The organism is Actinomyces weissii, from assembly GCF_016598775.1.
GTDB classification, from domain to species: Bacteria; Actinomycetota; Actinomycetes; order Actinomycetales; family Actinomycetaceae; genus Actinomyces; species Actinomyces weissii.
The window spans coordinates 998,886-1,023,669 of sequence record NZ_CP066802.1 but is presented as its reverse complement, the minus strand read 5'-3'; the positions used below and the strand labels follow the sequence as shown (position 1 = coordinate 1,023,669).

Genomic DNA, 24,784 nt, shown 5'->3' with positions numbered 1-24,784 from the left:
TGGTCCGCAGGGGAGCCAGCACGCCCAGGCCCACGGTCAGCTCCCCCTGCCCAGGGCCCGCCGTTCGCGCCCCTGGCCGGGCGGGGGCGGCTCAGCGGCTCGCCTCCGCCACGGAGCGCAGCACCGAGGACACCGGGCCGCCAGGGGCCCCAGGTAGCTCGTCCTCCAGGTAGTACCACCAGAAGGGGGCGCCCCAGGCATCTGCCCGCCCCAGGGCGACGCTGGTCAGGTGGGCGGCCACGGTCGAGCGGGCCCGGACCAGGTCGGTCGGCGAGCCGAACCACCAGGGCCCGGCGGACAGGTCCTGCGCCCCGTACCCCAGCTCGGTGACCGCCAACCGCTTGCCCGGGAAGGCGGTGGCCAGGGCGTCCAGCACCCGGTTGGCGGATACCCCCAGGGGGTGCCACTGGGGGTAGACGGACAGGCCCACGACGTCGGTCAGGGCGCGCAGCTCCGCACCGACCTGCGTGCGGGCCCAGCTGATGACTGAGCGCTCCGCCGTGTCCTGGCCGAGCTGGTAGTAGAGGGTCAGGACCCGGGTGGCCTGGGAGGTGTGGGACTGGGTGCTCAGGAGCCGGGCCGTCTCCAGGGCGCGCTGGACCGCCTGCGGCCCCGCCCAGTCGCCGCCCAGCTCGTTGCCGGTCTCCCAGGCGTCGGCCGCCCCCAGCTCCTGGACCAGGACCTGCAGACGACGCCGCCAGGCCCGGTCGTCCAGCCCGGCGACCGTCTGGGAGTCACAGACCTGTACCAGGGCGCTCGCCCCGGCCTGCTGCAGCTCGGAGATGACCTCCCGCCACCGGGATACCTCCTGGGCGTCCTCGTGGTCCTCCACCACCAGGCGGGCGGCGAGCCGGCGGGACTGGGACAGGGCGCTGAGCGCCGTCATCTCCGCAGGGGTGGGCGGACGGGTCAGGGTGACCCCCAGGTAGGCGTCAGCGGGGGTGAGCACCGTGCAGGCCCCGTCCAGCTCCAGCTGGGCCTGGGCGGCAGCCTCCAGGGCCGCGTTGCCCAGCCGGGCGCGCGCCGCGGGCCCCGCGGCGACGGCGCAGGCCTCCAGGGCGGCACCGGTGGTCTGGCGCAGTGCCTGGACGTTGGCAGCCTCCTGCGCTGCCGCCTGCTCCAGCTCGTTCAGGCGCTCCTCCTGGCGGTGGTGCAGGCCCAGGGCCGCCAGCTCCGTCAGGCTGTAGCGGCCCGGGCCGGGCAGGTCCGCCAGCAGGGTGGAGTAGCCGTGGCTGGTGGGCCAGGACAGGGACAGGGTGCAGGCGCGGCCTGCCGGAAGCCGGAGAGCGGCGGTCGCCCCGGCAGGCCCCTCGTCCGCATGCAGGGGGGCGTGCGCCACCACCTCCAGGGTGCGGGCGTCCAGGAGCTGGTCGTCCAGCCCCTGCTCCCCCGCACCGTTGGACTGCAGGGCACGCATCTGTGACAGGTCCAGCAGCCGACCGGAGGCGTCGGCGACGTCAAGCAGCACCTGCCCCCCTGGCTGTCCGGAGTCGCGCGAGCAGCTGCTGAGCAGGCCGGGCAGGAGCAGCGCTCCCGCAGCGGCGGCCAGGGCCTGGCGCCGGGGCAGCGGCTCCCGCCGTGCCAGCGCCTGCAGGGTGCTCACCCTAGCCCCTTCCGCCCGGGGGCGCTCCCGCCACCAGTGGTGCGGTCCCGCCCCCGGGCACGACGCAGGACGGTCACCTGAGCTGGGTGGCCGGTACGAAGGTGTAGCCCTCCGCCTTGATACCGTCAATGATCTCGGCCAGCACGGCTGCGTCGTAGTAGGGGTGGAAGAAGAAGCTCGCGTTGGCGTGCGTGACGACCTTGTTGGCCCGGGCGGCCGCGATGATGTCCGCAGGCATCCGCGCCGGGTGCTGGCTGAAGGTCTCGGGCTCGTAGTTGCCCAGGTTCTCTGGCAGCACGTAGGTGCCGTAGGGGTCGGTCACGGTGTAGGGGAAGAACTGGCCGATGTAGTCTCGGTCCCCGCCCTGCCGTCCGGTCAGCAGGCCCGCGTGGAACAGGCCCCGCTCGTAACGGGTGCCGTAGTGCTGGGCCATGCCGCGGTAGGAGGCGTCAGAGGCCGCGTAGTGCGGCGTCTCGAAGACGGTCGGCACCGGCAGCCCGACCTCGGCGATGATCTGGCGCCCCTCGGCGACCCGCTGGGCCGCCCACTCCTGCGAGTCCTCCGGCAGGCGGCCGCCGATCTGCACGAAGGTGTCCTTGGTGCAGGCGACCTGCGGGGCCTTGGGGTCAGGTACGGCGGTGCACCAGGAGCGGATGAACTCGAAGTCGTCAGTGCTGGTACCCGAGTACGGGTTGGTCAGCTGCCCGTACTGGTGGGTGGTGCCGTGCTGGATGAGCGTGCCCCCGTGGTCCACCGCGTACTTGAGCACCTCCACCAGGCGGGGGGTGTCGGCCAGGGTAAGGCGCCGGGGCTGGCCGTCGTTGTAGTAGCCGTTGGGGTCGGTGTACACCGGCACCAGGGCGATCTGGAAGGGCACTCCCCGGGAGACCATGACGTCGATGCTCGCCTGGAGCTCGTCCGGGTCCGTGTCGGGGCTGACGTCCTCCAGGCGCACCGCGGCGGTGCGGGAGGTCTGGGCCTGTGGGTCCACCAGCTCCAGCACCAGGTCCGCCAGGGCCAGGTAGCGGTCCTTCTCCCCCATGTAGGCCAGGGGGATCTCCCCGATGTAGGTCAGGTTGCCGGAGCGCACCGCCCAGGGGAAGGTGCTGCCGGTGGTCTGGGCGATGGGGGCGCAGTCCTGCGCCACGCCCTCGCTGGAGGAGCACTGGGCGGTGCCCAGCACCTGCACGGTCTCAGGCTTGACGACGTGCGGCGCCACTATCCCGGCCTTGTTCAGCTTGTGGCGGGCCAGGTCCTGGCCCTCGTAGCGCACGGTGGTTACGGTGTCGGCGGAGTCGATGTAGGAGGTGGCGGCGTCCCAGCCGTAGCGGCCGGTGAAGGCGGCGCGGTCAGTGTCGGTGGCGGCGAGCCTCCAGATGTTGAAGCCGATCCACAGCACCGGGACGTTGCCGGTGAGCACGTCGTCGACGAAGGCGCGCGGCAGCGGCTCGTCATAGGTGGAACCGGTGTATATCACGCCGGTGTAGGAGCCTGCCAGGCCAGCCACGTACTTGGAGACGGGCATGACGGTCACCCGTCCGCTGTGGGAGGCGAGTACCCCCATCTCGGTGGCGTAGTACTCGCTCAGGAACTGGTAGGGGGACTCCTGCGGGGTGTCGTAGAGGACCAGCGTGGAGGCGCTGCCCCCCTCCTTCCCGAAGGTGACGGCCTCGGCAGGCAGGGCTGCGGGCTGGGCAGCGGCCGGCGCGGCCAGGTCGCGCACCTGCGGTTCCGCTGGTGCCTGCCGTAGGGCCTCCTCCGCGGGGACGTCCAGGTCCACGGCCGCGCCGCCTTCCAGCGCCAGGGGCAGGGCCTGGGCCTTGGCGGCCTCCGGCTCGGGCACGCCCAGGACCTGGTCCGTCTGCAGGTCCGCGGCCTCCAGCCGCAGCTCGTTGCCCGGAGGCGCTGGCAGGGGGCTGGGCTCCTCGGCAGTGGCTGAGGCGGCGCTGGCTGGCGCGACCGCCAGGGCTACGAGAGCCAGGCTGGTGAGGATGCCGCGTGACGTCCTACGTAGTGGGTGGTACCGGTTCTGGCCCGCTGCTGTTCTCACTGTTACTCCTTCGGTTGGGCGGTGTAGTTAAAGTCGGGCAGCCGCTGGCCGCGGTCGAAGGTGGCCGCCAGGGCCGCCAGGATCCGCTCGCAGGCCCGCCCGTCCCCGTAGGGGTTGGTGGCGCGGGCCATGCGGTGGTAGGCCTCCGGGTCGTCCAGGAGGGTGGAGACACTGCGGACTATGCGCTCCTCGTCCGTGCCCACCAGCTGGGCCACCCCAGCGGCCACGGCCTCGGGACGCTCGGTGTTCTCCCGCATTACGAGCACCGGCTTGGACAGGGCGGGGGCCTCCTCCTGGACGCCACCGGAGTCCGTGAGAACCAGGTCCGCGCGGTTCATGAGGGCGCAGAACTGGGCGTACTCCAGCGGCTCGGTGACGACGACGTTGGGCAGGTCCTGCACCTGGGGCAGCAGCGCCTCCCGGACGACGGGGTTGCGGTGGGCGGGCAGGACGAAGGTGGTGCCGGGCCGGTCGCTGGCCAGCCGGGCCACGGCCCGGCCCACGCGGCGCATGGGCTCCCCCCAGGACTCGCGACGGTGGGCGGTCACCAGCACCACGCGCGGCCCCGGGTCCTGGACCAGTCGCTCCAGGGCCGGGTCCGTCAGGTGCACCGGGCGGGAGACGGTCTCCAGGAGCGCGTCGATCACGGTGTTGCCGGTGACCACGAGGCTGTGCGGGTCGAAGCCGTCCCGCAGCAGGTTGTCCCGGCTGGAGGCGGTCGGACACAGGTTGATGCTGGCGACCTGGCCGATGAGCCGCCGGTTGCCCTCCTCCGGGAAGGGGGAGGCGATGGTGCCGCTGCGCAGCCCCGCCTCCACGTGCGCCACCGGCACCTGGTGGTAGAAGGCCGCCAGGGCGCCCGCGAAGGCGGAGGTGGTGTCCCCCTGCACGACGACGACGTCGGGGCGGTGGGCGGCGATCTGCTCCCCCGCCCCCGCCAGGACCTTGGTGGTCACCTCGGTCAGGGTCTGTCCGGGGCGGTGCACGTCCAGGTCACAGTCCGGGGTGATGCCGAAGAAGGTGTTGACCTGGTCGAGCATCTCGCGGTGCTGGCCGGTGACCACCACCACCGGTGTGAAGCGGCTGTCCGCCTCCAGGGCCCGCACCAGCGGGGCGAGCTTGATGGCTTCCGGCCTGGTCCCGTAGACCAGCATGACCTTGACGGGCGGCTTGGATGACGGGCTCGGTTCGTGCATGTCTCCTCGATCCTGTTGTCTTACTGGGTCTGGTCGGGGGTCTGGGGCGCTGGCACTCTGGTAAGGGGCCCGAAGGTCGCGTCCGCGTCCTCGCTGTAGGCCGCGACCTGCCCGGAGGGATAGGGGTCCTGGTCGTCGGTGGCGGTGACCAGCGGCTGCCCGTCGACGCTGACGCTCATCTGCGTGGCGCCTGGCTGGGAGACCACGGTGACCTCCACCTGGTAGCTGGTACCGGTGGGGAAGGTGGGCTCGCTGGAGCTGGCCAGGAAGCGCTGGGCTCCCGGGTAGGCCGGGTCCTCCTTGGACAGCTCCCAGCCGTTGGGCTTGAGTACCAGGGCGTAGAAGTGGAGGTCGTCGGTGTAGCACCACAGCAGCCAGGCCACCTCCCAGGGGTTGGGGTCGGAGCCGCGCCGCAGCTGGGAGGTGGTCAGCACGCTCGTGCTGAAGGAGGTGGTGCCACCTTCCTGGACGACGACGCCGGTGTGGATGGCCAGCGCCGCGTGGGTCTCCTCCGGGACGGAGGGGGCCTGGGGCACCAGGCGCACCTGCTCGGCCGCGCAGGTGACCGCGCCGTAGCCGTCGTGGACGGTGGTCCAGGCACAGTCCTCCACCCGGTACCTGGCCAGCAGGCCCCCGGCCGCCACGAGGATCGTCGTGGCCGCCCCCGCGGCCACGAACTCCCTCCTCCTGGCGCTCCAGGACAGGCCCGGCTCGGTCACGCGACCGCCTTCTGGTCCAGGGTGACGTCAGCGCTGCCCGAGGGCACGGCTAGCGGTGGGGAGCCGACTGCCCGGGGCCCCTCCGCCTCGCGGGCGGTCTTGGCCCAGCCTGTGCGGCCTATCAGCGCCCGTCCCAGGGCCCGCCAGCCGATTATGCAGGGCATCAGCCCGTAGACCACGAACAGGTGGGCGTAGAGCAGCGAGCGCCACAGGCGCAGCCCCTCAGCGCGTTCCACCTTCCAGTAGATGACGCCGAAGACCAGGGCAGGCCCGGCCGCCAGGAGGTAGGCGCCCAGCAGCCAGGCCCAGGACTGGGGCTCACCGCGCACCGCCGCGACCCCGGCCTCAACCAGGCTCAGGAAGAACGACAGCACCAGGAAGGTACCGGCCAGGAGCGTGTAGGGCGTGAGGACCTGCCAGATGCTGTCCAGCCGTGACAGGCCCCGGCCGGTGCGGGCGATCCGGGTCAGCAGGTTGCTCGCCTGCAGGTTGCCCTGGAACCAGCGGGTGCGCTGCCGCACCAGCCGCTTGAGGCTGGTGACGCCTTGCTGGTGCACGGCCGCCGCACCGTCGTACTCGTTGCGCCAGGCGGTGGTGTTAAGCCGCAGCCCCAGGTCGAAGTCCTCGGTCAGGGAGCGGGTCCAGGGACGGGGCCCTAAGGCGTTGAGGGCCGACAGCCGGGTGAACTGGGCGTTGCCGCCCATGCCCACGCTGCCCAGGTAGCGCCGTCCCTCCTGGAACACCGAGGTGAAGATGACGAACTCCATGTCCTGCATACGCGCCAGCAAGGAGCGGAAGCGGTTGTTGATACGCACCCCCAGCTGCAGGGCACCCACCTGGGGGTCGGAGAAGACCGCCCGCACCCGCTCCACCGCCCAGGGGTCCAGGCGCCCGTCCGCGTCGATGATGCCCACCACCACCTGTGAGTCGGGCAGGCGGGCGGAGGCGCGCCGCACCCGGTCGAGCGCGTCGTTCAGGGCCTCCCCCTTGCCCTTGCGGGCGTTGGGCAGACGGCGGCGCAGCACGTGCAGACGGCGGTCACGGATACCCACCAGCGACCTGGTGGTCCCGTCGTCGCTGCCGTCGTCGATGACGATGACGTGCAGCCCCCGGTCGGGGATGCTCAGAAGGCGGTTGACCGAGGCGCGGATAACCTTGGCCTCGTTGAGGCAGGGCATGAGGATGATGACCTGCAGGTCCGGGTCCGCCGCTGCGGGCCCAGGCAGCGGGCGCCGTCTGCTACGGGACAGGACCACCAGCAGGAAGGTGTAGGCCAGGACCAGCAGGACCATAGCCAGGGCCGCACCCGCCGTCACCTGGTCCGCTGCGACGAACACCGGAGGGATCTGGTCTAGCACCAGGGAGCGTGCGGAACTCATGATGACCTCTTGTCCTGGACGCCCCCGGCGCGCCCGGGTGGCTGCTTGTCTGCCTGCGGGGCTGGTCGCGCGGGCTGGAACAGCCGGCCCAGCAGGACCAGGAGCACCAGCAGGACCAGGATGGAGATAAAAAGAGCCCCTGCCATATCGAGCAGCAGTCTCGAGGCAGGGGCGGCGCCCAGGGCTTTGCGGGGCTGGCGGTCGATAGCAGTACCTGCCGTCTCGGCCCGGCCTGAGGACTGGCTGAGCCCAGCGGCTGCTCCTGCGTCCGCCGCCCCGCTGGCCGTGGCCTGCTCCGCACCGGTCTGCTCCGGTGCGCCCGCGGCAGTGGCACCGGTCGCCGACGCAGCGGCCCCCTCCTGGCGGTCCGCCTGCCAGGAGGCGGTCCCCCAGGCCACGTTGAACAGGGCGCCCCGGTCGACCACCGTGCGCTCCTCCAGGCCCAGGGCCTTGGCGGTGTCCCCGAAGACCGCCTTGCCCGTCCCCCGGGCCGGGGAGTCCTCCCGCAGGCGGAAGTCGGAGGCGGCGTAGTCACGGGGATTGCGGGACTCCCGGACCACCAGCGGGTTGGCCCCGCGCGGGCCCAGCAGCTCCCAGCCGTTCTGCTCCCGCTCGTTGGCGGTCACAGCCGGGTCGTTGGTCAGCCCCTCCAGGGTCTGCGGCGTGATGCTGCGGCCCTGGTCCACCTGCCACAGGACGGCGAAGCTCGGCTGGTCCTCCGCGGCCGGCTGGCGGTAGTAGACGTTGTAGTCCATGCCTAGGACCATGTCGTTGGCCCCGACCGCGGTGCCGTCCCAGTTGCCGCCCGCGAGCACGCCCGCGTGCCAGGAGAAGCGCCAGGGGTCCTGCGGCAGCCGGGCGGTCTGCTTGGAGGTGAATATGTTGTTGAAGACCTCCGTGTCGGTCTGGTCCCAGGTCAGCTCGTGCTGCACGGACCAGGGCTCCTCCTCCACGCAGGTGCCGTCCTGGGTACGGGCGTTGCAGCCGTCGGTGCGCGCGTCCTCCCGGATCACCAGCGGCTCGAGGGCGTAGGCCACCGTGTTGTTCCAGATGCGGGCACGCTCCGAGCCGGAGCTGAGGATCCCCGTGCCCGCGCCGTTGATGACGTTCGAGGCGATCACCGTGTTCAGGGAGATCTCGTTGAACACCGCTACCGGCGTGTTCACGAAGTAGTTGCCCACCACCGTCGAGTTCGCCACGCCCTCGTCCAGCCAGACCCCAACCTGCCGGTTGGTGCTGTAGAGCAGGGGGTCGGCGGCGTCAGCCTCCCGGTCCGCGTAGTCCAAGGTATTGAGCTCGAAGCGCAGCCCTGCGGAGTGGGTGATCTTGAAGTCCGCCAGGTAGCAGTAGGCGCCGCAGGTCTCCGCGCTGTCGAAGCCGTTGGCGTTGTTGCCGGTGAAGTAGCTGCGGGACACCAGCAGGTTGTAGGTCTCGTTGGCCATCATCCCGGCCCCCGCGTTGTCCATGACCTTGGAGGAGGTAAGCGACTGCCCGGAGCCGTTGGTGAAGTGCAGGGCGCTGCCGGAGGTGGCCTGGCGCAGGACGGTGGACTCGATGCTCACGTCGTCACCCATGACCAGCACCATGGTCCCGGAACCCTGGGTGCCGATCTGCGGGTCCTGCAGGCCCCACATCTGCGTGGGCGCGTACTTCTCGATGGTCAGGTTGGCCACCGCCGCGCCGTTGCCCGCCACCGTCAGGGCCCGGGCGTGCTGCACCACCTCCACCTGGTGCCCGCTGGGGTCCGAGCCCAGCAGGTAGTGGGCGGTCCGGGAACCGGTCACCCGGCCGATCCGGTCGATCCCGCCCCCTTCGAACTCCACCGGCAGGCGGTCAACGAAGAAGGTCCCCTCCACGACCTCCTCCCGGCTGGCCACCTGCCGCAGCGCCACCCCGTCCAGGTAGACCTGCTCGGGGTAGCCTCGCACGCCGTCGTAGCCCGGATCCGGGTTGAAGGTGCACTCCTGGCAGAAACGGACCAGCTCGTCGCGGGAGCGCCACACGCTGCCCTCAGCCACCCAGTCCTGCACCACCTGCGCCCCGGAGAGAACCACCTTCTCCCCACGGCCCGCCTCCAGCCGCACCCGGTTAGGCATGATCAGCTCACCCTCCCGGTAGGTGCCGGCGGCCAGGCGCACCGTGTCGCCGTCCACGGCGAGGTCCAGGGCGCGGTGGACCGTGGCCAGCGGGGCCGCGGAGCTGCCGGAGGCGGTGTCGTCACCAGTGGGCGACACGTGGATGACCCGGCCGCCCCCGCCTCGGCTGAGAACGCAGATCAGCACCAGCAGACCAGCCACCACAGTGGTCAGCACCAGGGTAAAGACCACGCGGCGACGTGTCACGGTAAGGCCTCCAGGGAGAAGCTGTTGTGAGGACACAGGGATCCTCAGCGGTCCTTTCGACCATAACCTTTGACCCGGATAAATTCCAGAAGGTTAATAGTTTCTCCAACAACGGTATAGAGCCGTTGCGGATACCTAGACGAACAGGCGGGGATGTGGTACCTCAGCGCCGGGCCAGGCAGCCCGGCCCCAGCAGGGCCTTGATGTCCGAGTAGAAGGCCGGGGTCGGATCGACCCGCAAGGCCGCCTCCAGCTGGGTGCGCACCTCCCGGCCCGGGCTGGTCAGGGTCAGGCGCACCTCGCTGACGCCCGGGTGCTTCATGAGCACGGAACGCAGCCGCTCCACCAGCGCCGTCGTGCAGCGGCTGGCCGGTAGGGCCAGGTGCACCGACTCGTGAGCGGCGTTGGACACGTCCGGCAGGCTCAGCTCCTGCGCGTACAAAGCCACCTGGCCGTCACGCCGGTTCAGCCGCCCCCGCACCGTGACCACCGTGTCCGGGGCGAGCATGGTGGAGACCGTCTGGTAGGTGGCGGGGAAGAACAGCGCCTCCACGCTGCCCCCCAGGTCCTCGATCTGGGCGATGGCCCACAGGTTGCCCTGCTTGGTGGTCTTGCGGGTGAGGCTGGTGATCAGTCCGGCGATAGTCACCATGGTGCCGTCCTCCCGCTCCTCGTTGGCCACCAGCTCGGCGATCTCCGTGTCCGCCAGCTTTCCCAGCACCCCCTCCAGGCCCAGCAGCGGGTGGTCGGAGACGTACAGGCCCAGCATCTCCCGCTCATAGGCCAGCTTCATCTTCTTGTCCCACTCCGGCAGGTCAGGCACCTCCGAGGAGAAGACGGGGCCCTTGGCGAAGGCGGAGTCCTCCCCCTCCAGCGACCCGCCCATGAGGGAGCCAAACAGGTCGAACTGGCCCGCCGCCTCGTTGCGCTTGACCCCGATCACCTCGTCCACGAAGTCCTCGTGGCAGGCCTGCAGGGAGCGGCGGGTCCGGCCCAGGGTGTCAAAGGCCCCCGCCTTGATCAGCGAGTCGATCGTGCGCTTGTTGCACACCACCGCCGGCACCTTGTCCAGGAAGTCCTCGAAGCTGGTGAACTCCCCCTTGTCCTCGCGCGCCTGCTCAATGGCCTCAACCACGTTCAGGCCCACGTTGCGCACCGCCGCCAGGCCGAAGCGGATGTCCTCCCCTACCGCGGAGAACTGGGCACGGGAGGCGTTCACGTCCGGGGGCAGCACCCGGATGCCCAGGTGGCGGCACTCCCCCAGGTAGACCGCCAGCTTGTCCTTGTTGTCCTTCTGGCTGGTGAGCAGCGCCGCCATGTACTCGGTGGGGTAGTGGCACTTGAGGTAGGCGGTCCAGTAGGAGACCACCCCGTAGGCCGCCGAGTGGGCCTTGTTGAAGGCGTAGGCGGAGAAGGGAACCACGATGTCCCACAGGGTCTGGATCGACTCCTCCGAGTAGCCGTTCCTGAGCATCCCATCCTTGAAGCCCACGAACTCCTTGGCCAGGATCTCGGGCTTCTTCTTGCCCATGGCCTTGCGGAGCTTGTCGGCCTTGCCCAGGGAGAAGCCCGCCAGCTCCTGGGCGATCTTCATGACCTGCTCCTGGTAGACGATCAGGCCGTAGGTGGTGCCCAGGATCGGCTCCAGCACCTCCTTGAGCTCGGGGTGGATCGGCACGATCTCCTGCACCCCGTTCTTGCGCAGGGCGTAGTTGGTGTGGGAGTCCGCCCCCATGGGGCCGGGCCGGTAGAGCGCGCCGACGGCGGAGATGTCCTCGAAGTTGTCCGGCTTCATCAGGCGCAGCAGGGTGCGCATACCGCCGCCGTCCAGCTGGAAGACCCCCAGTGTCTCGCCCCGGGAGAGCATCTCGTAGGTGGCGGCGTCGTCCAGCGGCGTGTTGTCGATGTCCAGGGCGGGCTTGCCGTTGGCGACGATGTTCTCCTGCGCGTCAGAGATGACGGTCAGGTTGCGCAGGCCCAGGAAGTCCATCTTGAGCAGCCCCAGGTGCTCGCAGGTGGGGTAGTCGAACTGGGTGATGCTGGCCCCGTCCTGCAGGCGCTGCATCATGGGGATGACCTCGGTCAGGGCTTTGGAGGACATGATGACGGCGCAGGCGTGCACGCCCCACTGCCGGGTCATGCCCTCCAGGCCCTTGGCCAGCTCCACGATCTTCTGGGCGTCGGGGTCCTCCGCGTGCAGCTTGCGGAACTCCTCCGCCTCCCCGTAGCGCTTGTCCGTGGGGTCGAACATGCCCTTGATGGTGATGTCCTTGCCCTGCACCGTAGGCGGCATGGCCTTGGTGAGCCTGTCCCCCACGGCGTAGGGGTAGCCCATCACCCGGCTGGAGTCCTTCAGGGACTGCTTGGCCTTGATGACGCCGTAGGTGACCACCTGGCTGACCTTGTCGGAGCCGTACTTCTCCCGGACGTACTCGATCACCTCGTCGCGGCGGCGCTCGTCGAAGTCGACGTCGATATCCGGCATGGAGATGCGCTCCGGGTTCAGGAAGCGCTCGAAGATCAGCCCGTGGGCCAGCGGGTTCAGCTCGGTGATGCCCATGGCGTAGGCGACGATGCTGCCCGCCCCGGAGCCGCGTCCGGGCCCCACGCGGATGCCGTGCTCCTTGGCCCAGTTGATGTAGTCGGCCACCACCAGGAAGTACCCGGGGAAGCCCATCTGCACGATCACGTCGATCTCGTACTCGGCCTGCTTGCGGCAGTCCTCGGGGATGTCCCCGTGGAAGCGGCGCTCCATGCCGCGCCAGCACTCCTTGACGAACCAGCTGTCCATGGTCTCCCCCTCAGGTACGGGGAAGACCGGCATGAAGGAGGCGCCCTCGTCGACGGTCTGGAAGGAGACCTCGCACTGCTCGGCCACCAGCAGGGTGTTGTCGCAGGCCTCCGGCAGCTCCTTGAACAGCGAACGCATCTCCGCGCCGGGGCGCAGGTAGTAGGTGTCGCCGTCAAACTTGAAACGGTCCGGGTCTGTTAGCACGGAGCCGGAGTTGATGCACAGCATCGCGTCCTGGACGGTACGGTCCTCGGGGCGGACGTAGTGGGAGTCGTTGGTGGCCAGCAGCGGCGCGTCCAGGGTCTTTGACAGGCGCAGGAGGTCCTGGGTGACACGCCGCTCGATCTCCAGGCCGTGGTCCATCAGCTCCACGTAGAAGAAGTCCTTGCCGAAGATGTCCTGCAGCTCCCCGGCCGCCCGCAGCGCCTCGTCCCACTGGCCCAGGCGCAGGCGGGTCTGTACCTCGGAGGAGGGGCAGCCGGTGGAGGAGATCAGGCCGTTCGCGTAGCGGGAGATCAACTCGCGGTCCATGCGCGGGGCCTTGCCCCACTGGCCCTCCAGGGAGGCGTAGGAGTCCAGGCGCATGAGGTTGTGCAGGCCCTCGTTGTTGCGGGAGAGCAGGGTCATGTGGGTGTAGGAGCCGCGGGCGGAGACGTCGTCGCTGCGCTGGGACTCGTCGCCCCAGAACACGCGGGTCTTGTCAAAGCGGGAGGTGCCGGGAGTCAGGTATGCCTCTACCCCGATGATCGGCTTGACGCCGGCCTTTACGCACTCGGCGTAGAACTCGTAGGCGCCGAACATGTAGCCGTGGTCGGTGATGGCCAGGGCCCGCTGGCCCAGCCGCTTGGCCTCCGCGACGTAGTCCTTGATCTTCCCGGCACCGTCCAGCATGGAGTAGTCGGTGTGGACGTGCAGGTGCACGAAGTCGTCGTAGGGGCCCTCGTCCGGGCTGACCGCGCTGCTGGTTTCCGCCATGGGCCCATCCTAGGGCCGTGGCGCACGGCCAGGAGAAGACCGGTACGCCACGGAGCAGGCACCCCAGGCGCTTAGGTCGACCTTGCCGGTCTCGCGGTACGTATGTCCCAGCCTGCGGGGGACGGTGCGGGTCAGGCCGGGCACAGCAGCCGGGCCATGTCCTGGTGCCAGATACCGGCGTCCAGGTAGCGGCGCCCGCTCACTGTCTGGTAGCCGCAGCGCTCATAGAAGCCCAGCGCCTGCTCCTGGGCGGAGAGCAGCACCACGACGCCGTAGGTACCTGCTGGTACCCCGCCCCAGGCTGCGGCCTGTGGTCCCAGCCGGGCCGTGGCGCGGGCCAGCGCCTCCTGCTCCACGGCCGTGACCAGGCGGGCTCCCAGACCGGTACCACGGGCGTGCCGCCGCACGGCCAGGCGGCCCAGGTGGACCTGGCCGGGGTGCTCGGGCTCCAGCAGCAGGCGGGCGGCACCAAGTGGCTCTCCACCTTGCCCACGAACCAGCAGGTGGATGGTGGTGGGCTGGTCGTCGCGGGCGTCCATCTCCAGGCTCAGGGGCACCTGCTGCTCCTGGACGAAGACCTCCAGGCGCACGGTGGCCACTGCCTGGCGCACCTGGTCGGCCCGGGTGCCGCGCTCGTCCCCACGCACGCTCTCCCAGCCCGGCGCCTTCGGCGGCCGGGGCCTGCCTGCCTGCTGCGGGCCTGCTGCGCCGGTTCCACCCATCTGCTGCTCCTTGCTGCTTGCGGCACGGGAAGGCTCCCAGCCTAGGTGCGGGAGCGCCACCGGGAGGCCTGCCGCTGCCAGGACTTGCCGCTGCTGTGCTGAGGAGGTCCGCTGGCAGGAGGCCGCTTGGCCTCGGCAAAGATATCCACAGGCTTAGGGTGACCTAACCGAACTCGCGGTACATATGTCCCGGTCTCGCGGAAGAGGGGTGGTTAGGAGAGGCGCAGCACGTCCAGGGCGTGGCTCAGGTCGGCGGGGTAGCTGGAGGTGAAGGTCATCCACTCCCCCGTCACCGGGTGGGCCAGGCCCAGCTCTACCGCGTGGAGCCACTGGCGGCGCAGACCGGTGCGCTCGGTCAGGCGCGGGTCCGCCCCGTAGGTCTCGTCCCCCACGCAGGGGTGGCCGACGGCGGCCATGTGCACGCGGATCTGGTGGGTGCGCCCGGTCTCCAGGTCCACCTGCGCCAGGCAGGCCGCGGGCATGACCTCAATGACGTCGTAGTGCGTCACGGACTCCCGCCCGCCGTCGATAATCGCCATCTTCCACTCACGGCTGGGGTGGCGGCCGATGGGCGCGTCGATGGTGCCGCGCAGCGGGTCCAGGTGCCCTTGGACCAGGGCGTGGTAGGTCTTGGAGACGGCGTGCTCCCGGAAGGCGCGCTTGAGCACCGAGTAGGCCCGCTCCCCCTTAGCCACCACCATGGCGCCGGAGGTGCCTACGTCCAGGCGGGAGACGATGCCCTGGCGCTCAGCCGCCCCGGAGGTGGCTACCTGAACCTGCATGGCCTTGAGGGCACCCAGCACGTCCGGGCCGTCCCAGCCCATGGAGGGGTGCGCGGCCACCCCCGCAGGCTTGTCTACCACCACGATGTCGGCGTCCTCGTAGAGCAGCTCCAGGCCCTCCACCGGCGTGGCCACGGGCCCTGAGGGCCGCGGGTCGGGCAGGTCCACCTCCAGCAGCTGCCCGGCCTGCAGGCGGTCGGACTTGCCCAGGGCTCGGCCCTCCAGCCGCACCGCCCCGGCGGCGCAGAGCTCACCAGCCCGGGAGCGGCTCAGCCCGGTCATGCGGGCCAGGGCGGCGTCGACGCGCTCCCCCACCAGGCCGTCAGGGACCGGCAGGACCCGCAGGCTCATGCCTGGCGCCCCTGCTTCAGGGCCCCTCGTGCCTGTGCCTCCTGCGCCTGCGTACCTGACGTCCCGCTCTCCCGGGCCTCCGCCCGGGCCTGGCCGGGAGCCTCGCCCGCGGCCTCGCGGCCCGTCCCTGCCGCCGAGGCTGCCGCCTCACCCTCCAGCTCCCGGCCGGTCACGGACAGCCACATGATCAGGGCTGCCGCCACCACGATGGCGATGTCGGCAACGTTGCCCACGAACACCCCGTAGTCGATAAAGTCGACGACGTGCCCGCGCCCCACCCCGGGGGCCCGCAGCAGCCGGTCCACCAGGTTGCCCGACGCACCCCCCAGCACCAGGGCCAGGGCCACCGTCCAGGCCCGCGAGCCCAGCCTGCGGGAGACACGCAGCACGAAGACCACCACCGCCAGCGCGACCACGGTGAGCAGCCAGGTCTGGCTGTTGGCGAAGGAGAAGGCGGCACCGGGGTTGAAGACCAGGCGCAGGCCCAGCACTGATCCCAGCAGTGCCCGCCTGGTGCCGTCGGCCAGCGCCTCCAGCGCCCAGACCTTAGTGAGCTGGTCAAGGAGCAGCACCGCCGCAGCCAGTACCCACAGCAGCCGCAGGTACCGTCCTCTGCCTGGCTGCAGGCGACGGCCGGTAGGAGCCGCGGAGGTCTGGGCGCTCATGTTCCTGTCCTTGTCATGCGGGTGCACGGCCCGGAGTCTCTCACTGCCTCAGGTGCTTTGGGAAACCAGCAGGGGTACAGGACCCCATGAACATGAGGGCGACGACCGGAAAGGTCGTCGCCCTCAGGCTCAGCGCCATGGCTGCGTGGACACGGTGAGGCTCAGAGGTTGACGCCCTCGACAGAGGTGCCGCCGCCGTCAACCGTGTTGAGCAGGCCGGACAGGAAGCTCTTGAGGCGGGTACGGTAGTCGGACTCGAAGCGACGTAGCTCGTCGATCTTGTGCTCCAGGCCGGAGCGCTCCTTCTCCAGCTGGGCCAGGGTGCGGTTGCGCTGGTCCTCAGCCTCGCGGATGATCGACTCACCGGTGGTGCGGGCCTCCGTGATGATCCGCTCACCCTCAGCCTTGCCGTTGGCGACGTGCTCGTCGTGGAGCTTCTGGGCCAGCTCCAGCATGCCCTTGGCAGCGGCCGGCTCCTGCTCGGTTCCAGCGGCAGCGGGCACCGGGGCCGCCACGGGAGCCGCCTCGGCTATAGCCGGAGCGGGCGCCGGGGCCTCCGCCCGCTGGGAGCCACCCTGGCTCAGCGAGGCGATCCGTGCGTTGGCGGCCTCAAGCTTGGCCTTCAGGTCGGCGTTCTCAGCCTCCAGCTGCCGCATGGCCTCAACGACGTCGTCGAGGAACTCGTCAACCTCGTCCTGCTCGTAGCCCTCGCGGAACTTCGTCGCCTGGAACTTCTTGTTGAGGACGTCGTCTGCGGAGAGCAGCGTCATGGTCGTCACCTCAATGTCGTACGGATCTGATAAGAGCACCATAATCGGCACCCAGGTGCGAACACATTACCCGAAGCAGCTTCGGACCAACGTTGCGGCACCGAATGTGATGACCAAGATACCAGCATCCACTGAGCCGCACCCCGCATGCGGAACCGCTATCACCTGCACAAAGTCCCCAAGAGCCTGCCCAGATCCCGCACGAAGAGCCCCCTGCCCCTCAGTAGAACGTTGGGATACCAGTCAAAGATCCGGATCAGCGGCATTCAGGAAACAATTCGGGCAAGCACCCGCGCCTCCTGTGCGCGCGGGGCGCAGACCACTCTTGAGCAGGTGAGACGGCAAATCCGGATACCATGACACGCCTGCACAAGGCGACTCGCCCTTAGCGTAAGAAAGCCAGCAGGGTCTGCAGCAGGACGATCCCCAGCCACAGGACCAGGACGCTCAGGTCGAGGCCGACCCCACCCACCTGCAAGGCAGGAACCCGTTCACGGATCATCCGCAGCGGGGGGTCCGTGAGCCCGTAGACAGCGTTGGCGACCACCAGCACCACGCCGGTTGGTCGCCAGCTACGGGAGAACTGCTCAAGCAGGTCGAGGACCACGCGCAGCAGCAGCACGAGGACGTACAGGGAGAGAAGAGACTGAAGGATCGAGATGACCGCGGACACGCCTCTACTCTAGAGGACTTCAGCCCTGGTTGAAGAAACGCTCGCCCGCCTCAGCCGCCTCACCGGAGTCGATCGCCACCGAGGCCGGGGTGAGCAGGAAGACCCGCGGAGTGACCCGCTCGATGGCCCCGCGCAGCCCGAAGACCAGCCCGGCGGAGAAGTCCACCATGCGGCGGGCGTCGGACTCGCTCATCCCGGTCAGGTTGATGATGACCGGCAGGCCGTCACGGAAGGCCTCACCGATCACCCGGGCCTCGTTGTAGGTGCTGGGGTGCACCGTGACGATACGGCGCAGGTCCGCCTCCACCGGCTCCGCGACCTCCATGTAGCCGGTAGCCGAGGTGTAGTCGTCCTCATAGCCCCCTGCGTACTCAGACACAACGGACTCCTCGTGCGCCTCGTAGTCCTCCTCGGTCTCATAGTCCTGGGAACCGAGCAGGTTGGTCATGCTGCGCAGTGCTCGCATCTGAGTGCTCCTTCAAGAATCCGGGTGCTGGTCCTCCCGCTACTGAAAACGCTAACGGCTCCACCGCCCGCCCCCAGGCAGACACGCCGGGGACCGGCCGCAGGGCTCAGCCCAGGCTGACCACGCCTGCGAACCTGCCCGTACGCCCCTCACGGCGGTAGGAGAAGAAGCGCTGGTCCTCAAAGGTGCACCAGGCGGGCGTGTCCACCAGCCCCACCCCCAGGCGCCCGAGCTGGGCGCGCACCCCCGCGGCGACGTCTATCGCGGGCGTGCCCCAGCTGGTGGTGGAGGCGCAGGCAGGCTCGACCGCTGCGGCCTGGTCCCGCATCTGCGCGGGCACCTCGTAGCAGGAGCCGCAGATGGAAGGCCCCACCGCCGCCCGCAGGTCCTGGGCGCCCAGGCGGCGCAGCTCGGCCACCGCCGCGGGCACGACCCCCGCCAGCATCCCCTGGCGTCCCGCGTGCACGGCGGCTACCAGCGGCAGGCTCCCGTCCGCCAGCAGCACCGGCACGCAGTCGGCCACCAGCACGCCAGCTGCCCGGGCCGGGTCGCGCCGTCCGTCCACCACCAGGGCGTCCGCCGTCGGCTCAGGGCCGGGGCCGGGATGGGCGACCGTGGCCGAGTGGACCTGCTGCATCCAGGCCACCTGCCCTGGTTCCAGGCCGATGGCCTGCACCAGCTCGGCCCGGTTGCGCTCGACCCGCAGCGCCTGGTCACCCACGTGCCCGGCCAGGTTCAGGCCGGCGTAGGCCGGGTCGGCCACGGCAGGGGCCCCGCCCTCGCGGGTGGTGAACCACCCACGGGCGACGGGGCCCAGCTCTACCTCCAGCAGGAGCGCCACTGCCGCAGGGTCCTCAGCGCAGGAAGTCCGGCAGGTCGATGTCGGTGACGCCCTCGTCGTTGATGACCGGCGGCACCACCAGCTGCGGCGGCAGCGTCGGCTGCGGGCCGCTGGCGCGGAGCCGCTCATCGACAGGCGCCCCGCCCTCCCCGGCCTCAGGCAGCACCGACAGGTCCGCGGTGGCCGCGGTGGGCGCGTTGGCGGGAGCCGTGGTCGTGCGCGGCGTGGCGCCGGTGTCCAGGCGGTGCGCCCCGCGCGCGCCGGTGGCACTGTGCTGCGGGTAGGAGGACAGGCTGGGGTACTGCCCCTGCTCCGGCGCACGGTTGGCAGGCTGGCCGTAGCCGGGGGCAACCTGCTGGGGAACACGAGGAGCGGAGACCACGGGCACCTCGTCGAAGCCCGCCGCGATCACGGTCACCCGGACCTCGTCACCCAGGGCGCCGTCCACGACGTTGCCGACGATGATGTTGGCCTCTGGGTGCACGGCCTCCCGCACCAGCTCCGCCGCCTTGCTCATCTCCAGCAGGCCCAGGTCCGCGCCGCCCTGGAAGAAGAGCAGCACGCCGTGGGCGCCGTCGATCGAGGTCTCCAGCAGCGGTGAGGAGATCGCCATCTCGGTGGCCGCCACGGCCCGGTCCTCGCCGGAGGAGAAGCCGATACCCATAAGGGCGGAGCCGGCCCCCTGCATGACGGACTTGACGTCGTTGAAGTCGACGTTGATCAGGCCGGGGGTGGTGATCAGCTCGGTGATGCCCTGGACGCCCTGGAGGAGCACCTGGTCCGCCTGCTTGAAGGCGTCGACCACGGAGATGTTGGGGTCGGCGATGTCCAGGAGGCGGTCGTTGGGGATGACGATCAGGGTGTCCACCTGCTCGCGCAGGTTCGCGATGCCCTCCTCGGCCTGGGCGGAGCGGCGACGCCCCTCGAAGGCGAAGGGCCGGGTGACCACGCCGATGGTCAGGGCCCCGATCTCCCGGGAGATCTTGGCGACGACGGGGGCCCCGCCGGTGCCGGTGCCGCCGCCCTCCCCCGCGGTCACGAAGACCATGTCCGCACCGGTGATCGCGGCCCGTATGTCCTCGATGTGGTCCTCAGCGGCCTTGCGCCCGATGGAGGGGTCGGCGCCCGCGCCCAGGCCACGGGTCAGGTCGCGGCCGACGTCGAGCTTGACGTCGGCGTCGGTCATGAGCAGGGCCTGCGCGTCAGTGTTTACGGCGATGAACTCCACGCCCCGCAGGTCGGCCTCGATCATGCGGTTCACGGCGTTGACGCCACCGCCGCCGACGCCCACCACCTTGATGACTGCCTGGTAGTGCTGAGATTCCGTCACAGTAGCCCTCCACTTGACTCCGGCTCCGAAAACCGTCAACCTCAGGTTGAGGTTTATACTTATGTCATTTTCGGCTGATGAGGAAAACGCTACGTGCCCCCGTCCCGACCTGCACGCATTTAGACCGGTGTGTCCGCCGTGTCGTGGCCACCTTCCCCAGCCATCCTCAGGAAGTGCTCGGGAAGCGGGGCGAGGACACGTCATAGACCTGGGCCGGGGTGCCCAGCAGCACCCGCAGGACCTGCGCCTTGAGCTCCGGCTGGGAGGAGTCCCCCCACACCACATTGGCCCCGCCCTGCAGGCTCAGGCGCACCTGCCCCGCCACCGAGGCCGTGCCTGAGACCACCTGGGAGCGGGTCTGCGGGTCCAGGGCCCCCACCGCGGCAACCACGGCCGAGACCATCTCCGCGCTGAGCTCCTCCCCCTCCGGGGCCTGCACCCAGGCCAGTCCGGCGGGCAGGCTGGCAGCCGTCTCCAGCACCACCGCCTGGGCGTCCAGCACCTCGAAGCCGCCCTCCACCTGCCGGGCCGCTACCGGCTCGCGCATGCTCAGGTGCACACGCAGCCCGTTGGGCCAGCGGCGGCTGACCTGCACGTCCCGCACCCGCACCAGCTCCTGGGAGGTGGCCGCGGCCAGCTCTCCCGTGTCCAGGCGCAGCAGCGAGCGCCCCTCCAGACCGGCATAGACCTCACGCACCTGCTCCACGCTCACCGAGCCGTCCGAGCCGGTGACCTCCACCTGCTCCAGCCGCAGGCCCAGCAAGGGCGAGCCCAGCACCCCCCAGCCCAGCCCAGCCAGCACCACCAGCACCGCCGCAGCCACCAGCAGGCGGCGACGGCGCAGCCGCCGCAGGGAGTCACGCCGCTCCTGGAGCCGCTGCGCCAGGCCGGTGGAGACCACCCGGTCGTGGCGGTCGGCGCGCAGGTCCAGGGAGCTAGGAGTCTGCTGGCGCACCACCGGCAGGCTCTGGGTGTGCTCCTCCGGGAGCCGGGACGTGGGCAGCCTGCCGCCCCGGGCCCCCGCCTGCGGGGCGGGCTCCTCCGTCCCGGGACGCGGCACCGAGGGCTTGCGCATCAGGCACCCGCCTGCGGCCGGTCGGCCGGGTCCGGCTCCGCCCGGACCGCCAAGTCACTCCGGCCCGCCAGGTCGCTCCGGTCAGCCAGCTCAGCCAGGACCACCGGCCCCAGCTCGGTCACGTCCCCGGCACCGATGGTCAGCAGCAGGTCCCCCGGCCGGGCCAGGGCCGCGACCTGGCGCGCGGCCTCCTGGCGCCCGGGAACGAAGACGCCCCGCCCAGCAGGCAGGTGAGCCACCACCGTAGCGCCGTCGACGCCGGGGAAGTCCTCCGCCCGCTCCCGGGCTGGGTAGACGTCCGTGACCACCACCAGGTCCGCCTGGGCCAGGGCCGCCCCGAAACGCTCCGCGAAGCCCTGGGTGCGAGAGAACAGGTGCGGCTGGAACAGGGCCAGGACCCGCCCGCCCCGGGCCGTGGCCACCGCCCGGGCGGTGCGCATCAGGGCCTCGATCTCGGTGGGGTGGTGGGCGTAGTCGTCCACCACGCGCACCCCCGCCACCTCACCCCGGTCCTCGAAACGCCGCTTGGTGCCCCCGAAGACCCCCAGGCAACGGGCCATCTGCTCCGGCTCGACCCCCAGCTCCAGGCCTGCCGCCCAGGCCCCGGCGGCGTCCAGGGCCACGTGGGTGCCGGGCACGGACAGCTCCAGGTCCACCGGGCCGGTCAGGGCGTCTCCCAGCTGCAGCAGCAGCTGGGCGCTGGTGCCGTCGTCACGGCTGCCCAGGACCGTGAGCAGCACGTGCCCCTCCCCCACCGGGCCGCCCGGCAGCTGCTCGGCCGGGACGGTGCCGAAGGTCTGCACGCGGGTGCCGGTAGCGGCAGCCGCCCGCGCCAGGCGCAGGGCACCCGGGTCGTCCGCGCAGGCCACCAGCAGCCCCCCGGGCACCAGCCGCCCGGCGAAGTCCCGGAAAGCCCCCTCAAAGTCCTCTGTGCTGGCGTAGTTGTCCAGGTGGTCCGGCTCCACGTTGGTGACCACCTCCACCCGCGGGCGGTAGTTCAGGAAGGAGCGGTCAGACTCGTCCGCCTCCGCCACGAAGGCCCGGCCCGCCCCCAGGTGGGCACCGGTGCCCAGGGCCGAGACCACGCCCCCGATCGCGAATGAGGGGTCCGCCCCGGCGTGCAGTAGCGCCTCCGCCAGCATGCCGGAGGTGGTGGTCTTGCCGTGGGCCCCGGCCACCGCCACGAAGTCACGGCCCTCCGCGGCCAGGGCCAGGGCCTGGGAGCGGTGGAGCACCTGCTGCCCGCGGGCGCGCGCCACCGCCAGCTCCGGGTTGGACTCCTTGATGGCGGTGGAGACCACCACCACCGCCGCAGGCGGCACGGCGGCGGCGTCGTGCCCCACGTGTACCGCCACCCCGGCGGCGCTCAGGCGCTCCACGGCCTGCGAGGCGTGGGCGTCAGAGCCGGTCACGGCGGCCCCGCGGGCGGCCAGCAGCTCGGCCACCACGCTCATGCCCGCACCCCCCACACCGATCAGGTGGAAGTGCTGGCCCGCCAGGGGCCGGGGCTGCTCACGGTCGTCCATCAGGTTCTCCTTGGTCATGCTCTGCGACGGATACGTCGTGGCTCATACCCGCTGGGCGGCGCGGGCCACCGCCCCGACCAGCTCGGCCAGGCGCTGGGCGCCGTCGCGCACCCCCACGCCCCGGGCCGCCTGCGCCATGGGCTCCAGCCGGGCGGCGTCGGCCACCAGCTCCATGAAACCGGTGACGTGCTGGGACCGCAGGGCGGCGTCCTCCACCAGCCTGCCCCCGCCCGCGGCGACGACGTCCGCCGCGTTCAGGCGCTGCTCCCCGTTGCCGACCGGCAGCGGCACGTACAGCGCCGGCAGCCCCAGTGCGCTCAGCTCCGCCACGGTCCCGGCCCCGGAGCGGCAGACCACGGCGTCCGCGCAGGCGTAGGCGTGCTCCATGCCGTTGAGGTAGTCCAGCACGTGGTAGCGCTCTGCCAGGTCGGTGGCCCCGGCGGCCACCGCCTGCTCCAGGGCGGCGCGCACGGGCAGGTCCTTGCCCCGGCCGGTCAGGTGCAGCACCTGTACCCCGGCGGGTACGGCAGGCATGCTCTGGCACAGGACCTCGTTGAGGTGCTGTGCGCCCAGGGAGCCGCCGGTGACCAGCAGGGTGGGCAGCGCCGGGTCCAGGCCCAGGGCCTGGGCCCCCCGGGCACGGGCCGCGGCCCTCCCTGCCTCCTGGGCCTGCTCCTCCACCAGGGCGGAAACCTGAGGCCGCAGCGGCAGGCCCGTGGTACGGGTGATCCCGGAGCGGGCCTGCAGCGGGGTGGAGGCGAAGGTCAGGGCCACCGCCTGGGCCCAGCGGGCCCCCAGTCTGTTGGCCAGCCCGGGGCGGGCGTTCTGCTCGTGGATCACCACCGGCACCCCGGCCCGGCGGGCCGCCAGGTAGGCGGGGGTGGAGACGTAGCCGCCGAAGCCGACCACGACGTCGGCGTCGAGCCGCTTGATGGCGGCCCGGGCGCCGTCCACCGCCGCCCGCATCCGGGCGGGCAGACGCAGCAGGTCCAGGCTGGGACGGCGGGGCAGCGGCACCCGGGGGATCGTGACCATCTCCAGCCCGGCGGCTGGCACCAGGTCCTTCTCCAGGCCGGTGGCGGTGCCCAGCACCAGCAGCTCGGTGCCCGGGAAGGCCTGGCGCAGGGCCGCCGCCGTCGCCAGCAGCGGGTTGACGTGACCGGCGGTGCCCCCACCCGCGAGCAGCACCCGCAGACCGGTCGGGGCCGAGGCCGCAGCAGCCCTACCGAAGGGGTCGGCCTCTGGTCTGACAGCCTCATGAGCGGTCATGCTTCCTCCTTCGTGGGGTGATGACGGCCAGGGTACGGCGTACCGCCTGGCTCCTCACATCCAGGGCCTCCTGGGCACCCGGCTCGTGGCGGGCCAGGCACAGCAGCACCCCCACCGCCAGCAGGACGGCGATGAGCGAGGAGCCTCCCCGGGAGATCAGGGGCAGAGGAACTCCCAGCACCGGCAGCACCCGCACCACCACCGCCATGTTGATCAGCGCCTGTCCGACCACCCAGCAGGCGATCGCCCCCACGGTGACGGTGGTGAAAAGGTCCTGGCTGCGGCGCATGATGCGCATGCAGAAGTAGCCGAAGGCCAGGAACAGCAGCAGCACCAGCAGCCCGCCGAGCAGCCCCAGCTCCTCGCAGACGATGGCGAAGATGTAGTCGCTCTCCGACTGGGTCAGGTACCCCCACTTCTGCCGGGAGGAGCCCAGCCCCACCCCGGTCCAGCCGCCGGTGGCGATCGCGCTGAGCGCGTTGCGCGGCTGGTAGCCGACCCCCTGGTAGTCATGAATGCCTACGCCCAGCCAGTCCAGGATCCGGCTGCGGCGGCTGTAGGTGGACATGGAGCCTGCGACGAAACCGACGAAGGCCAGGGAGCCTGCTACCAGGAGCGGCTTCCAGGACAGCCCCCCGAGCCACAGCGCCCCCGCCACTATCAGGGCCATGACGATCACCGTGCCCAGGTCCGCCCCGCCTAGGACCAGCCCCAGGGCGAGCAGCACCGGCACCCCGATCCAGCCCAGGAGCACCTTGGCGCTGTTGAGGCGGTCATGGAAGCGCACCACCAGGCTGCCCAGCAGCAGCACCAGGCCGACCTTCAGGAACTCGCCGGGCTGCACCAGGCCGATTCCGGGCAGGCGCAGCCAGCTCCGGTTGCCGTTGACGTCCTGCCCCAGGCCCGTCAGGGTCAGGGCCTGGGCCAACAGGGCCAGGGGGAAGAACAGCACCCACAGGCGCCGCAGCACGGACAGCGGCAGCAGGGAGACCATCAGGGCCAGCAGGACCCCCACCACCGGGAAGAACGCGTAGTGGTACATCTCCCTGGCTCTGGAGTCCTCCCCGGTGGCCAGGCCCACCGAGAGCACGGAGAAGACCATGACCAGGCCGATGACCAGCAGCAGCAGAGTGGTCAGCCCCAGGCCGTAGTAGCTGAGCAGGGCGAACTCCCCCGGGCGTGGGCCGTCCGCCTCCTGGCTACGGCCCCGCCTGAGCCAGCGGCGCTCACCCGGTTCGGCCATAGGGTCCCTCCTCAGT

Annotated in this window: 19 protein-coding genes; all 19 read right to left on the bottom strand. The window is 71.0% G+C overall.

The window, feature by feature from the left end; genetic code table 11:
- Positions 1-91: 91 nt before the first annotated feature.
- Positions 92-1,603: a Tat pathway signal sequence gene (locus JG540_RS04195; protein ID WP_234042904.1), complete on the bottom strand. Its 1,512-nt coding sequence runs from the start codon at positions 1,601-1,603 to the stop codon at positions 92-94.
- Positions 1,604-1,676: 73 nt separating this feature from the next.
- Complete coding sequence (locus tag JG540_RS04190; RefSeq protein WP_234042903.1) at positions 1,677-3,653, bottom strand: DUF2334 domain-containing protein; 1,977 nt, start codon at positions 3,651-3,653, stop codon at positions 1,677-1,679.
- A 2-nt stretch (positions 3,654-3,655) separates the two neighbouring features.
- Entirely contained in the window at positions 3,656-4,849 is a 1,194-nt protein-coding gene (wecB, locus tag JG540_RS04185) for a non-hydrolyzing UDP-N-acetylglucosamine 2-epimerase (RefSeq protein ID WP_234042902.1), read from the bottom strand.
- Between the two features lie 20 nt (positions 4,850-4,869).
- Positions 4,870-5,568 carry a hypothetical protein gene (locus tag JG540_RS04180; RefSeq protein ID WP_200277489.1) on the bottom strand — a complete coding sequence of 233 codons (699 nt, stop codon included), beginning with the start codon at positions 5,566-5,568 and terminating at the stop codon, positions 4,870-4,872.
- Positions 5,565-6,947, bottom strand: coding sequence for a glycosyltransferase family 2 protein (locus tag JG540_RS04175; RefSeq protein ID WP_200277487.1), 1,383 nt, complete (start codon positions 6,945-6,947; stop codon positions 5,565-5,567). Before JG540_RS04175 ends, JG540_RS04180 begins: the two co-directional genes overlap by 4 nt.
- Positions 6,944-9,289 carry a right-handed parallel beta-helix repeat-containing protein gene (locus JG540_RS04170; protein ID WP_200277485.1) on the bottom strand — a complete coding sequence of 782 codons (2,346 nt, stop codon included), beginning with the start codon at positions 9,287-9,289 and terminating at the stop codon, positions 6,944-6,946. The genes JG540_RS04175 and JG540_RS04170 overlap by 4 nt, the downstream gene beginning before the upstream one ends.
- 163 nt (positions 9,290-9,452) lie before the next feature.
- On the bottom strand, positions 9,453-13,055 hold the full coding sequence (gene dnaE, locus JG540_RS04165) for a DNA polymerase III subunit alpha (RefSeq protein WP_200277483.1): 3,603 nt from the start codon (positions 13,053-13,055) through the stop codon (positions 9,453-9,455).
- A gap of 131 nt (positions 13,056-13,186) precedes the next feature.
- Positions 13,187-13,777 (bottom strand): GNAT family N-acetyltransferase, encoded by a 591-nt coding sequence (locus JG540_RS04160; protein WP_200277481.1) that lies wholly within the window; start codon positions 13,775-13,777, stop codon positions 13,187-13,189.
- A gap of 212 nt (positions 13,778-13,989) precedes the next feature.
- The gene (locus JG540_RS04155; protein WP_200277479.1) at positions 13,990-14,910 is read right to left on the bottom strand and encodes an RluA family pseudouridine synthase; all 921 of its coding nucleotides are present in this window, start codon (positions 14,908-14,910) and stop codon (positions 13,990-13,992) included.
- Complete coding sequence (gene lspA / locus JG540_RS04150) at positions 14,907-15,575, bottom strand: signal peptidase II (protein WP_200277477.1); 669 nt, start codon at positions 15,573-15,575, stop codon at positions 14,907-14,909. The genes JG540_RS04155 and lspA overlap by 4 nt, the downstream gene beginning before the upstream one ends.
- Before the next feature lie 161 nt (positions 15,576-15,736).
- Positions 15,737-16,345 carry a DivIVA domain-containing protein gene (locus tag JG540_RS04145; RefSeq protein ID WP_200277475.1) on the bottom strand — a complete coding sequence of 203 codons (609 nt, stop codon included), beginning with the start codon at positions 16,343-16,345 and terminating at the stop codon, positions 15,737-15,739.
- Between the two features lie 385 nt (positions 16,346-16,730).
- Positions 16,731-17,018, bottom strand: a complete 288-nt coding sequence (locus tag JG540_RS04140; protein WP_200277474.1) for a YggT family protein — start codon at positions 17,016-17,018, stop codon at positions 16,731-16,733.
- Between the two features lie 19 nt (positions 17,019-17,037).
- On the bottom strand, positions 17,038-17,484 hold the full coding sequence (locus JG540_RS04135) for a cell division protein SepF (protein ID WP_200277473.1): 447 nt from the start codon (positions 17,482-17,484) through the stop codon (positions 17,038-17,040).
- 106 nt (positions 17,485-17,590) lie between these two features.
- The gene (locus tag JG540_RS04130) at positions 17,591-18,325 is read right to left on the bottom strand and encodes a polyphenol oxidase family protein (protein WP_234042901.1); all 735 of its coding nucleotides are present in this window, start codon (positions 18,323-18,325) and stop codon (positions 17,591-17,593) included.
- A 13-nt stretch (positions 18,326-18,338) separates the two neighbouring features.
- Positions 18,339-19,655 carry a cell division protein FtsZ gene (gene ftsZ / locus JG540_RS04125; protein WP_200277471.1) on the bottom strand — a complete coding sequence of 439 codons (1,317 nt, stop codon included), beginning with the start codon at positions 19,653-19,655 and terminating at the stop codon, positions 18,339-18,341.
- A 166-nt stretch (positions 19,656-19,821) separates the two neighbouring features.
- Complete coding sequence (locus JG540_RS04120) at positions 19,822-20,730, bottom strand: cell division protein FtsQ/DivIB (protein WP_200277470.1); 909 nt, start codon at positions 20,728-20,730, stop codon at positions 19,822-19,824.
- The gene (murC, locus tag JG540_RS04115; RefSeq protein ID WP_200277469.1) at positions 20,730-22,274 is read right to left on the bottom strand and encodes a UDP-N-acetylmuramate--L-alanine ligase; all 1,545 of its coding nucleotides are present in this window, start codon (positions 22,272-22,274) and stop codon (positions 20,730-20,732) included. The genes JG540_RS04120 and murC overlap by 1 nt, the downstream gene beginning before the upstream one ends.
- 24 nt (positions 22,275-22,298) lie before the next feature.
- Positions 22,299-23,525: an undecaprenyldiphospho-muramoylpentapeptide beta-N-acetylglucosaminyltransferase gene (gene murG / locus JG540_RS04110; RefSeq protein ID WP_200277468.1), complete on the bottom strand. Its 1,227-nt coding sequence runs from the start codon at positions 23,523-23,525 to the stop codon at positions 22,299-22,301.
- On the bottom strand, positions 23,512-24,768 hold the full coding sequence (locus JG540_RS04105) for an FtsW/RodA/SpoVE family cell cycle protein (protein ID WP_200277467.1): 1,257 nt from the start codon (positions 24,766-24,768) through the stop codon (positions 23,512-23,514). Before JG540_RS04105 ends, murG begins: the two co-directional genes overlap by 14 nt.
- Positions 24,769-24,784: the final 16 nt, after the last annotated feature.

What these genes read in the sequence shown, in the direction of transcription:
- JG540_RS04160 (WP_200277481.1), bottom strand. Translation starts at nt 13,777, where the DNA reads ATGGGTGGAACCGGCGCAGCAGGCCCGCAGCAGGCAGGCAGGCCCCGG.
- JG540_RS04135 (WP_200277473.1), bottom strand. Translation starts at nt 17,484, where the DNA reads ATGCGAGCACTGCGCAGCATGACCAACCTGCTCGGTTCCCAGGACTAT.
- dnaE (WP_200277483.1), bottom strand. Translation starts at nt 13,055, where the DNA reads ATGGCGGAAACCAGCAGCGCGGTCAGCCCGGACGAGGGCCCCTACGAC.
- JG540_RS04155 (WP_200277479.1), bottom strand. Translation starts at nt 14,910, where the DNA reads ATGAGCCTGCGGGTCCTGCCGGTCCCTGACGGCCTGGTGGGGGAGCGC.
- wecB (WP_234042902.1), bottom strand. Translation starts at nt 4,849, where the DNA reads ATGCACGAACCGAGCCCGTCATCCAAGCCGCCCGTCAAGGTCATGCTG.
- murG (WP_200277468.1), bottom strand. Translation starts at nt 23,525, where the DNA reads ATGACCGCTCATGAGGCTGTCAGACCAGAGGCCGACCCCTTCGGTAGG.
- murC (WP_200277469.1), bottom strand. Translation starts at nt 22,274, where the DNA reads ATGACCAAGGAGAACCTGATGGACGACCGTGAGCAGCCCCGGCCCCTG.
- lspA (WP_200277477.1), bottom strand. Translation starts at nt 15,575, where the DNA reads ATGAGCGCCCAGACCTCCGCGGCTCCTACCGGCCGTCGCCTGCAGCCA.
- JG540_RS04120 (WP_200277470.1), bottom strand. Translation starts at nt 20,730, where the DNA reads ATGCGCAAGCCCTCGGTGCCGCGTCCCGGGACGGAGGAGCCCGCCCCG.
- JG540_RS04175 (WP_200277487.1), bottom strand. Translation starts at nt 6,947, where the DNA reads ATGAGTTCCGCACGCTCCCTGGTGCTAGACCAGATCCCTCCGGTGTTC.
- JG540_RS04145 (WP_200277475.1), bottom strand. Translation starts at nt 16,345, where the DNA reads ATGACGCTGCTCTCCGCAGACGACGTCCTCAACAAGAAGTTCCAGGCG.
- JG540_RS04105 (WP_200277467.1), bottom strand. Translation starts at nt 24,768, where the DNA reads ATGGCCGAACCGGGTGAGCGCCGCTGGCTCAGGCGGGGCCGTAGCCAG.